5 protein-coding genes and 1 pseudogene are annotated in these 10139 nt (G+C 42.2%); 1 reads left to right on the plus strand and 5 read right to left on the minus strand.

Annotated features, from left to right (window positions below; genetic code table 11):
• Window position 1 precedes the first annotated feature (1 nt).
• From P5674_RS11805 to P5674_RS11825, 5 genes and pseudogenes are all read right to left on the minus strand, one after another.
• Window positions 2–1969, minus strand: a complete 1968-nt coding sequence (locus P5674_RS11805) for a putative bifunctional diguanylate cyclase/phosphodiesterase (RefSeq protein WP_014274326.1) — start codon at window positions 1967–1969, stop codon at window positions 2–4.
• A 694-nt stretch (window positions 1970–2663) separates the two neighbouring features.
• A pseudogene (locus P5674_RS11810) lies at window positions 2664–2762 on the minus strand (transposase); the annotation flags it as partial.
• A 153-nt stretch (window positions 2763–2915) separates the two neighbouring features.
• Window positions 2916–3929 (minus strand): CHAD domain-containing protein, encoded by a 1014-nt coding sequence (locus tag P5674_RS11815; protein WP_006617588.1) that lies wholly within the window; start codon window positions 3927–3929, stop codon window positions 2916–2918.
• Between the two features lie 407 nt (window positions 3930–4336).
• Entirely contained in the window at window positions 4337–5653 is a 1317-nt protein-coding gene (locus P5674_RS11820) for a response regulator (RefSeq protein ID WP_006617589.1), read from the minus strand.
• A gap of 172 nt (window positions 5654–5825) precedes the next feature.
• Window positions 5826–8012 (minus strand): ATP-binding protein, encoded by a 2187-nt coding sequence (locus P5674_RS11825; protein WP_006617590.1) that lies wholly within the window; start codon window positions 8010–8012, stop codon window positions 5826–5828.
• Between the two features lie 280 nt (window positions 8013–8292).
• On the opposite strand from P5674_RS11825, the gene P5674_RS11830 reads away from it, so the two are divergent.
• Complete coding sequence (locus P5674_RS11830) at window positions 8293–9750, plus strand: recombinase (RefSeq protein WP_315670010.1); 1458 nt, start codon at window positions 8293–8295, stop codon at window positions 9748–9750.
• Window positions 9751–10139 lie beyond the last annotated feature (389 nt).

A 10139-nucleotide genomic window follows, 5' to 3' on the forward strand; every position in this document is an offset into this window, starting at 1 on the left:
CTCAAGCAATATGAATGTTAGGATTGACTTTTCCAGGGCATCCTTTTTCTAGGGGTTTGATTAGCCTTTCAATTTCCTGAGCAAACCGCTGCCATTCTCGTAGAGTTTCCGTAGCCGAAAGCATGATCCTGCCTTGGCTCAAGAATTTGTCCATGTTCTGGGAATCAACAGCCTTGGAGAATAAATATCCCTGGCACAGTTGGCATCCCCAGGCTTGCAATACAGCCATTTGTTCGGGAGTTTCCACACCCTCCGCAATCACCTCTAGTCCTAGGGTATGGGCTAAATTGACAATCGCATAAGCAATTTTGAGTTGATCGTGAGATTCATCGATCCCCTCAATGAAAGAGCGATCAATCTTCAGGGTATGAATCGGAAAGTGATATAGGCGACTCAGGGAAGAATACCCAGTTCCAAAGTCATCAATACATAATTTGATCCCCAATTGGCTAAGTTCTCTCATTTGGGGAACCACTATCTCCGCATATTCAGCAATAGTGCTTTCCGTTAATTCCAGTTTTAACCTACAGGGATCACAGCCAGTTTCTTCCAAAATGCTTTGAACCTTATTAACTAATTGCGGGTTAGTTAATTGATACGTCGATAGGTTCACACTCATAAATGCCGGTTGTCCATCGGGAAACATTAACTGCCAACGGTGTAATGTTTGGCACGCAGACCGCAGCACCCACTCTCCAATAGGTTGGATCAGTCCCGTTTCTTCAGCAATAGGGATAAATTGACTAGGAGACACCCAGCCTCGCTTCGGATGTTCCCAACGTATTAAGGCTTCACAGCCTACAACCTCTAGTGTCTCCAGGGAAATAATCGGTTGATAGTGTAGTTGCAATTCCTGACGTTCAATCGCATGACGCAGATCATTTTCAAGCTGCATACGATCCCAAGCCTGACGGTGCATCGTGGGGTTAAATATCACATGACAGGCTTTTCCTTTGCTTTTCGCTTGGGATAAGGCTGTGTCTGCATCTCGGAGAATTTCTTTGCCGTTGCCATAGCTAACATTACTTATAGCAATACCAATGCTAACAGTGCTAAAGACTTCCTGTTCCCCTAAAACAATAGGTTGTTGTAAGTAAGATTGAATGTTTTGTGCCGTCTGGGAGATTTGGTTTAAATTATTGAGATCATCCAACAGAATCGCAAATTCATCTCCCCCCAGACGCGCTACCGTATGCCAAGGTGGGATGCACTCCCTTAATCTTTCACCCACTCCCTCTAATAGGCGATCGCCGACTTGATGACCGAGACTGTCGTTAATTATTTTGAACCGATCTACATCTAAAAGTAGTACCACAAATTGGTATTCAGGATCTTCTTTTGCCCGTTCTACTACTTCGTCCAGTTCCCTCATAAAGTAGGATCTGTTATATAAATCAGTTAACCCGTCGTGGGTTGATTTATATATCAGTAATCTAGCTTCCTCACGTCTACGTTGTTTTTTGTCCGCATCTAAAACTGGCCATTTACTTTTGACAATTTCCGTATTTCTTGATGGCTCGCACTGCCATATACCAGACAATTCACCTTCGCTATCAGAGGTGTTTAGGGATGATCCACCGGGTAGATGTTGGTCTTCTGAAACATCCTTAAATCTATTGAAAATGGTGTTATTATACTCATTAGAGCCTTCACGAATAGTTTTGGTAATTTGCATAAGACTTGGGTTTTTACTGAAAAATTCATCGGCTGTATACCCTGTGTTACCTGTAAACAGCGGGTTAACCAATGTTAATTTGGGTATGACTGGCTGGGAAACAGAGATAGCAATAGTCAGAAAATCCTGAGCATTTATAGCTACTGAACTTAATGATTGCCATGCTCTTCCCATGGGCTCGATTTGCCGATTTCCCCTCACAGAAAGCAAATTACTTGATGGCATAGAGACTGCTGGCGAATTTTGCCAGTTTCCCCAGTTATTTTGAGGGTGTGAAAAATTGTTGTTGTCCATTTTAATTACCTCATGGGATGGACATTGATACTTTCCCAGAAATCTCAGAAAGACCAATTAGTTTGTACAGGTTGAATCATCTCTGGCGTTATTTTCATGGAACCTGACCCTTATACGAACAATGTATAAGAAATTTGCCAAGATGCCTAAGATTTCCATTCTAAATTTACCAAAATTGACTTAACATACCCTGTTTGTGAAGATATGACCAAAGTGAACACCGAAAACCTTAGACTCTCATTCCAAGAATAGCAGCTATAGTTCACAAACCCTAACTGCAAATCTTAAAAAAATGTTTAATTCAATACTGGGCTAGGGAAGTTGCGCTATCTATTCTGATTCATAAGTTAACAAAAGATTGTATAGCAGTTAACCATTAATTAAATCTTGAGAAAAAATTAAGTGGATTTCCCTAATTAAATATTTAGAAAAGGTTAAGTTCACTTTCTAGGTTTCAAACTTTAAATACAGGAAACCCCATGCTATATAAGCCTACCAAATATTATATGAGGTCTTTAGAGTCAAATAAATGTATCTATTGATACGAAAGACCAAAAATGATCAAAAATTGGAGAGGAGGAACCGAGGAGGTAGAGAGTCAACAGTTGACAGTTATCAGAAGAATGGGTCTAAAACCCCGTCACTTCGACAAGCTCAGTGCATCGCACTTCGATGATACTCAGTGCATAGCCTTCTAGGACGGCTTTTCTTGTTCCCTAATGTACTGCTTGAGAACCTCTATTGGCGCACCTCCAACGGAGCTAACAAAATAGCTTGGACTCCAGAGGGCATCTTAGCCTATGGTTTAGGGTAGCGAGCTTGACCATACGGTGGCTTCAGCGGGCGTGAGTATGTCAACTGTCTTCCCCTATTTCTGAGATACTGCTGCTTTGTCGATTCAACGGTATAGCTTACTTCTCTCAGGGGTATGGTGGTAAACTGTGGGTTATCTATCAGAGTCCAGTGGAGGACGCAACAGGGTTAAGTGAAAATCTTGGCGGACTACAGGATTTAGATATCGACGCTGTAGCTGAGTCCATATCTGCCATGATTCATAGCGCTTTTGGCTCATCTGATTTGAGAGGGTTGGTAGACTTTTCTTGATATCTGAACGCAGGATAGCCACTAAAACGGCTTCGAGTACCATGGTATCTTGAATATCACCTAGGCATTCTTGTATATCTTTCATATCCTGGAGATAGGCTTGATAGGTGGACCCGTAAAAGTCAGTAAATAGGGCCATGAGGTAACGGACTCGTTTGGCTTGTTTGCGTAAACTGTGTAAGACATCCCCCTGAGTCGTCAGGAGTTTCTCAAGTTTTTTCTTGGTAATGGTTTTTTTAGGGGTAGTTTCCTGGGAACTGTTTTCTGTAGGCTCGGACTCGGTTTCTAGTTTGTCAATACCAAATAACCAACCTTGATGCAATAATAGCTCACTGACTTGGGGGAGTAATAAATCTGGTAATACTTCCAGAATCGGCAGCTTTTCTATGGCGGTATAAACCGGAAAATCTAGCCAGTTTTGCAGGTCTTGTTTAAGGTGTTGATATTTTTTGTGTTCCAAGGTAGCCCGAACTTTTTTAAAGGCTTTACCTCGCTGCTTAACCAGGCGAATTAATACCTTGTCTAAGGTGGGTTTTTCGGCTTCTGTCAAGGTCGGATAGTATTGATTATTCAAGGCTTCTATCATCACATCAATATCTCGGAGTTCTCCTAGACAACGTGCGATTTTCCCTATATTGTCATCGCTGGCTGCTTTGGGTAAATCTACAACCGGAGCAAAACCAGTGACGGCCGATCGCAGTCTTCTCATTCCCACCCGCATTTGATGTAATTCTTCGGGATCTTGATCTTGTAAAACGGCGGCTTCGTGGCTGAGGACTTTGGTCAGATATTTTTGAATCCCTAAACTGGCCCAGTTCCCTAGGGTATTGGTTTGAGGTGAGGTGTCAATAGTCATTTTTCTCTGTCAAACTAAAATTTTGAGATACTATTCACTATAACAACTAATAGAATCATTTGTGTAGATGATCTGCAAATTTCCCATTTGATAGTAGGAAGGTCTTAACGGGGTTTCTGAGAAGAGGAATCAATAGCTTTGGGTGGCTGAAACTGCGTTGAGATAACCGGAAAAAAATTTAACCTTTTCTTAACCAAATTTATCCCTAATTATGCTGTGTTCAATCAATGTATAGGATTTGGGGTTTTGATGACGTGCCCCTCTCACGCTCAAAGGGTCTCGACAGCCAAGACAGGGGGTTTGGGCTGTGGTTTAGGTAGGGTAGTCCGGGAAAGTATACAGAGGCTATTTGACCTAAGCGATGATTTAAGTATTCAGGGGATTATTTAATGGGGTAAGGGAATTATTTATTGGCATTTCTCGAGATAGTATTGAGCAACTGTATCCTTTGGGTCTTGGCTGAGAACTGCTTGAAAGCATTTTAAGGCTTCTTTAATGTTGCCATTTTTCCAGCAACGAGTACCGCGTTCAAAGACGGGACGGGTGAGAATTTTATTTGGGGAAACCGCATAGGTTTGACTAGCTAAAACCTCATAAATTTCTAAGGGTTGTTTTTTGCCTCTGGGGGTGACACAATCAATCCAGCGAGTTTGGAAAGATTCGCTATTTTCGGGGTATTGTGTCATTAATTCAGCGGTATCAATGGCGGATTTACTCGCAATAATTTGACAGCCATAAATTTTAGTTAATCCTTCTAATCGAGAGGCGGTATTAACTACATTACCGATAACTGTAGAATCCATACGGCTATCAGAACCCAATGTGCCAATCATGCCAATTCCGGTATCAATACCAATACCAATTCTGATAGGTTTTTGAATATTAAATATATGGCGATCGCGATTAAATTGGCGCAAACTATCTTTCATCATTAAAGCGGAATTTAAAGCATCAATAGCATGGGAATTCATCCGGTCAAAAACCGCCATAATGGCATCCCCTAAATATTTATCAATAAAGCCATTATGGGAGGAGATGCAATGACTCATTTGGTTAAAAAAAGCATTTAACCATTCAAAGGTTTCTCTAGCTTGTTGAAATTCAGCAATGGAAGTAAAACCGCGAATATCACAAAATAAGACAGTCAAGTGTTCTTCTGTGACATTTCCCAGTTGAATAGATTCAACCCCCTGGGGAGCAATGCGCTTTAAAAATTGTTGGGGTACAAATAGCTGAAATTTATCAGATAAATTTTCATTAATCTGCCAAGCCGCCGAAAACTGCCGTTGATTTTGTTCTTGAACTTCCTGCTGTAACTGCACCTTAGCAGTATCATTCCGCATCTTATTTAATTTTAAAATATTCTGTATTTTCGCCAACAAAAGTTTGATATTAAAAGGCTTAGTAATATAATCATCGCCCATGGTTTGCAAGCCCATTAAGCGGGATTCCTCATCATCGAGTGCTGTCAAAAAAATGATAGGAGTAGTTTGTAAAATGGGGTTTTCTCGAAGGCGATCGCAAACTTCAAAACCATTCATATCCGGCATCATAACATCCAAAAGCACCAAATCCGGCCGATGATTTTGAGCTATTTCAATCGCCCTAGATCCCGATTCTGCTAAGGTAGTGTTATAACCTTCTGCCATCAACAAATCTTCTAATAACACGAGATTAGCGGGTTCATCATCAACCAAAAGGATATGTAATTTAGTTTCAGACATAGGTAAAAAAAGGGGGGGTAACCGTTTAATACAGAGTCAATGCACCAAACTGACTCATAGATGTGCCAACCGGGCTGTATAAACACTGATAATTGTATATTTCAGTAGATGCGCCTACCAACCCGTATTAAAATGAGTGATTAGGTGGCTATACCCACTTAGGACTTTTCTGCTAAAACTCCAGGAAATCTTTGACAGTTTCTAATACCTGGTCAACATCAAGGGGTTTACTCAAATAACCATCAGCCCCAGCAACCAGACACCGTTCACGATCGCCCGACATAACCATAGCCGTAACTGCGACCACTGGCACGACTTTCCATAAACTGCTTTGCTTGAGTCGGCGTATCAGTTCAAACCCATCAACCTCCGGTAGTTGAATATCCATTAAAATCAGATCAGGCAGTATTTCGGGTTTCACCATAGTTGAGTTAATCATATCCAACATTGTATTACCATCAGCAATCAACTCGACCTGATACCCTTCCAATTCCAAAACTTCAGTAATTAATAGCTGATTAAAAAGCTGGTCTTCCACCACCAAAATCCGAGGGCAGTCTACCTTATTTAACTTAGGGGTTTCTGGTTCTGGTTTAATTACCTCCTGGCTTTCGTGTTCAGGATGATAACTTTTGGCTAATTCCCGTCGCATCTCAGTTAGAGGTAGCCATACCCGGAAGCGACTGCCTTGATTAACCTGAGACTGCAAAGATACGGTGCCGCCGTGTAATTCAGCCAAACGCTTAGTTAGAAGTAATCCCAATCCCGTACCTTCATGGCGACGAGTTAGGGAAGAATCTATCTGTTGGAAAGGCTGAAATAATAAATGCCATCTGTCTTGGGGGATGCCAATACCAGAGTCCTGTACTTCCAAACATAAATAAGGGGTACTGTCATTAATGGGAGAACAGTCAGGGCGATAATCTCCATCTATCTGAGAGCCATAAGCTAGGTGTCCGCTTAATCGAACTTTACCACCTTCTGGGGTAAATTTAATGGCATTGGAGAGCAAATTAATGATAATTTGTCTGACCCGTCGCTTATCTAGCAAGGCTTGAGTGATGCGGTAGTCTGATTCTAAAGACAGGGCTAGACATTTTTTATCAGCCCGAGGTTGAACCATTTTCAGACACTCGCTACAGAGTTCGTGGATGTTAACTAACTCCAGATTTAACTCGGTTTTGCCGGATTCTATTTTGGATAGATCCAGAATGTCGTTGATCAACTGCAACAAGTGCAAACCGCTTTTTTCGATAAATTGAACTTGGTTAAGCTGGCGAGAGTTGAGAGTTCCAGAGTTTTGGCGTTTGAGTAAATCCGCAAAGCCTAAAACGCTGTTAAGGGGGGTGCGTAATTCGTGGGACATGGAGGCTAAAAATTCGGATTTGAGTTGAGAGGCGCGTTCTAATTTTTCGTTGCTTTGACGCAAGTTTTCTTGGGCTTGGGCGCGTTCTATGGCGGTTCCGAGGGTTCGACAAGCGGCAAATAACATATCTAATTGGGGATATTCCTGCATTTTGGTCAGATCCCTTGATTCGAGGGTTAACACGCCGATGATTTCTCCGTTGGTAGCGGGAATGGGAAAAATTCCTAGTTGACCAATTCCGGGATGACGAAAGGGGGAGAAGGCTTTGGGGTGGTTGGCGTAGTCTTGGACAAATATCGGTTCACCTGTTCTGACTACATCCCACAGTAGACCCTCACCGTAGGGAATGCCTTGGCTTAATAGGGCTTTCATTTCGGCGACGGCGGGTTCTCCATAGGTGGCGATAAACTGACCGGAAATTTGGTTTCCTAGCATCCCGGTGATGCGATTCTCTCCTTCTCCTAAAATTACTTTGACATCGCCAAAGGCTGCATTGGTGGTGTGTACTAGATAGTTGAGGGCAAATTGGGCGATTTTATCGAGGTTATCGGAGTCTTGTAGGCGTTCGTTTAACCCCAACAGAAACCTTAGTCGTCTCACTTCGGTATTTAGGCTCAGTTGGGTGTTGCGATAGTCTGTAATATCTCTAAAGGTGAGTAAACGCCGCCCTGATGGTGTGGTGTGGCTGTGGACTTCGAGATAGATTTGATTATGTTGTTGGATGCAAAATGAGATTTCGCCTCTGACAGAGTCGCGCAGGGTTTGTCTGAGGTGTTCCCATTCTGGCTTTGACCACAGTTTTTGGGATGTGATTTCAGCACAAATTTCATCTAGGGATGGTTGGGCGGCGAGTTGGTCAACGGAAATTCCCCAAATTGAGGCGAGTTGGGGATTGAATAGGATTAAGCGATCGCTACTGTCGAATAGGGCGATCGCCTGATCAATCTCGTTTAAAATCAAGATCTGCTCGTCTTTTAACTGCTGTATATCCATTCTCGGCCCTGAAAAAGTCCCAATTTCGGGTTAACTCACACCTACTTTATAAAACTTAACAGAAAATTGAACGGGCTAACAGTCCGCCGCCAAAGAGGGAACCAATCAGCAGCTAAACCACCCCAGGGGGCTGTCAAAAGGAATCGGCGGCTAGAGGCGCGATGAATATGCTTAGAATTACATTGAGGCGCAATCAAAGCGTCTATATAGCCTACAACCCCTATTCTACCGTTACTTAGGTGTTACTCAAAGCCATAACAGAGTAACAAGTGAGTAAAAAATGAGTAACGCTACTGATACCCCTACAGTAGGGGGAAAGGGCAACTACGATGAGAGTTACGCTAGATTCTTGAAAGCCTATCAAGACTTTAAAGGGGAATGTCCCAAAGGAGTGACACTCAAACTACAAAAGTCCGGGGCTAGGTACAACCTACTATTGCAGTTTAAGCAACCACCTACCGGGAAACGGCTACCCAAAACGGCTAACCTTGAATGTACACCTCAAGGGGTGATAGACGGCGTTAGGAAAGCTAAGTTGGTATCAGAAGCCCTAGGGACTATCACTAGCGCTAGTGAATTTTGGGATTGGTACGATAAAACCATCCTAGGGAAAAATCAGATTGAGGATAATCTGATAACCTATCGGGACATCTTTAAACAAATTGAGGATGAGTATTTTGCGGGTTACAACCGCAACACAGGAAGGAAACGTTCCCGCGATATCGCTAGCGACTTAGCATCTTACGAGGCTACTAAAGGAGTATATTTCAAGTTGTTTCCTAACTGGGATGAATACCCTAGCTGGGAGAGTTTTAAGGCTATGCTATATATTCCCTTGCAGAATGGAGAACAATTAGTAGGCTCCAAAACCTTCAAGGAACGTTACTACATCTTAAAAGCCATAGCTGAGAAATCACCTAACAAAGACCATTTACTTAAAAAGCTTGAACCTATTGACCCCAAACAAACGCAATTCAAAAAGAAACAACGGATAGGCATCGATGCCTTTAAGGATTGGTGGTATAGCGCCAAACAAGAAGCCTATACTATTAAAAACCCTCGATGTCAATCATCTCGACATAACTGGTTATGGGTGGCTGGTATGGCAGTAATGTATGGGTTAAGGCCTACCGAGATAGCTGCGGCCGTTAATCTAACTAAGCCATTTGTAACGGATGATGGTATCACTATCAAAGCACTATCAGACCCCGATAATCAAGACAATTACTTGGTGCTAGGTGACTATGTTTACTTTACTGACGCAGAAGGTCGAAAAGTGAGTATCAAAACAGGGGGAAGGATTGTTGCTCCAATTCCCAGTCCTGAAATGTTTAAACTTCTGGAATTGAAACGACCGTTATTGCCAGAATATAGTCCCAGAAAAGGCAGTAAAACCAGAACCATAATCGGAGGATTTGACACAAGTTTTACCGAAAAAATTGCCTCAATGAAATGCCCGGTAACTCAGAAATATGCCTTTCGTAGGCTGTACAACCTGTTAGGTGAAAAGTATGGACTACCTATTGAGTTGAGAGCGAGACTTATGGGACATAGCACAATCGTCAACGAGAGTAAATATAAAACAAAAGGGATTGACGCTACCTTAGAAGTTCTCGATGGATGCTCTAAGTTACCTATACCATTGGATGTAGCCATAGAACGGTTAACAGCGTTAGGGGTTGATATTGATAGCTCTGAAGCTAAATTATTCCTTGGAGTTATCTATCAGATAGATTAATCTAATCGTCAACCTTTCATAAATTAACACCCCTAGATTAAACCCCTAGGGGTTATTTTATGGCTACAGATTGATAGATCCTACTATGGTTTTGAGTAACACCTAAGTAACGGTAGAATAGGGGTTGTAGGCTATATAGACGCTAAATATCCTTCGGGGGGCGTTAACTATAAACCCTTATCCTGACAGCGATAGCGGGTTATTACTCAACCCCTATATCCTATTGAGTTACTCAGATATTACTCACAATCTAGTCCTAGCACAGGAAAATAATTCTGTCAACAGGTTGATTACTCAGTCAACAAGCACAACTTAATTAATCTGTCAAACACTCATACCACCCCCCAACCAAACACCGATAGGGTAACTCTCTCGTGATACCCGTCAAT

It is taken from the genome of Limnospira sp. PMC 289.06, assembly GCF_032350395.1.
GTDB lineage: Bacteria > Cyanobacteriota > Cyanobacteriia > Cyanobacteriales > Microcoleaceae > Limnospira > Limnospira platensis.